Origin of the sequence: Microbacterium sp. CPCC 204701, from assembly GCF_004010105.1 — a bacterium.
Lineage (GTDB): Bacteria > Actinomycetota > Actinomycetes > Actinomycetales > Microbacteriaceae > Microbacterium.
This window is the reverse complement of sequence record NZ_RRYE01000531.1, coordinates 1-1597: the sequence shown is the minus strand read 5'-3', so window position 1 is coordinate 1597 and position 1597 is coordinate 1. Positions and strand designations below refer to the sequence as shown.

The following is a 1597-nucleotide window of genomic DNA, read 5'->3' as shown; positions in this document are numbered from 1 at the left end:
CGACCCCGTCGCCGACCGCCGCGCCCGTGCCGCCGAGCGCCGAGCCCGATCCGACCGTTCCACCCGCGGAGGTGTCGGTGCCGACCCTGCATGGGTCGCTCGCCGACGCCGAGGCCGCACTGCGCGCCGCAGGCCTTGCGCTCGGCACCGTCACGAGGGTCGAGTCGGCCGAGGCCGCCGACCGGGTGCTCTCGCAGCAGCCCGCGGAAGGAGTGCTCCCGCCAGGCGGCGCAGTGAACGTGACGGTGGCCTCGGGCACCAATGTCCTGCCCCAGGCGTCGGGACTCACACTCGGCGCGGCATCAGCGCTGCTCTCGTCGGCGGGTTTCGACGTCGTAGGCGACCGTCCGGATGCCGCCGCTTCGACGCTGGTGGTACGCAGTGAACCGGGCGCCGGGGCTGTGCTGCGGCTGGGGGTGCGCGTTACGCTGATCCTGTCCGGGGCGACTCCGACGCCGACCGGAACGGCGACACCGCCGGCGAGTGGGGGAGACGGGTCGTGAGCGGCAACCGCGCAGGCTCCGCCCGTGTGCTCACGAGGGCCGCCGTCGCCCTGGGGATCGCCCTGGTCGTGGTCGCGGCGGTGTGGCTGACCAACCTCAGTCGAGTCTCGACGGCGCAGCGTTCCGAGCCGGTCGAGGCGCCGACCACGGCCGTCGAGGTGTCGGGCGACGTCGGCCCCGAGACGGGTGGCGGCACCACCGGAACGGCGCCGGCGCCCGCTTCCGCACGCGTGCGGGTGGACGAGGCCTGGAGCACGCGGATCGCGGGGGCCACCGGCATCCCGAAGCGTGCTGTCGATGCCTATGCCGCCGCCGAGCTCGTCATCGACGCGGAGCAGCCGGGATGCGGCGTCGGCTGGAACACCCTCGCAGGCATCGGCGCGATCGAGACGGATCACGGTCGTCATGGCGGCGCGGTGCTCGGCGACGACGGGTTCCCGATGCCGGCCATCCGTGGGCCGCAGCTGGACGGCAACGGCAACGCGGCGATCGCCGACACCGACGGCGGCGCGTGGGACGGCGACACCGTGTGGGATCGCGCCGTCGGCCCCATGCAGTTCATCCCCGACACATGGTCGCGCTGGGGCACCGACGCGAACGGCGACGGTGCGAGCGACCCGAATCAGATCGACGACGCCGCGCTGGCTGCGGCGCGGTACCTGTGCCACTCGGGCGAGATGTCGAGCGTCGACGGCTGGCGAGCCGCCATCTTCAGCTACAACCACCTCGACACGTACGTCGACGACGTGGCCGCCGTGGCGAACTCGTACGCGCTGGCCGCCGGATGAGCGCGCCGTCGCCTGTCGACCCGTTCCGAGCCGTGCATCGCGAGAACCGGCGGCGTGCGGCCACCCGAGGTCTCGTGCTGGGCATCGCGGCATCGGCGATCGCTGCGGCGGGGTGGATCCTGCCGGCCGCGGTCTCCGCCGCGCCGCAATCGACGATGACCGCACAGCCCACGGTGGCGTCCTCGGCCGCCGAGGTGATCTTCGCGCCGGCACCGGACGGTGCCCCGACGGCGCCGGATGCTGCGTCCCCGCCGGTCTCGGATGTGCTGGCCGCACCGCCCGAAGCGGCCCCGCCGCCTCCGACCG

At 74.2% G+C, this 1597-nt stretch carries 2 protein-coding genes and 1 pseudogene; all 3 read left to right on the top strand.

The window, feature by feature from the left end:
* Nucleotides 1-503: PASTA domain-containing protein (locus EIO58_RS17560; RefSeq protein ID WP_127820518.1), on the top strand; the 503-nt coding region annotated here is incomplete at its 5' end.
* A complete protein-coding gene (locus EIO58_RS17555) occupies nt 500-1291 on the top strand; it encodes a lytic transglycosylase domain-containing protein (RefSeq protein ID WP_127820517.1) in 792 nt (263 codons plus the stop codon). The genes EIO58_RS17560 and EIO58_RS17555, both read left to right, overlap by 4 nt.
* Nucleotides 1288-1597 (top strand): annotated as a pseudogene (locus tag EIO58_RS19200) (hypothetical protein); the annotation flags it as partial. The gene EIO58_RS17555 and the pseudogene EIO58_RS19200, both read left to right, overlap by 4 nt.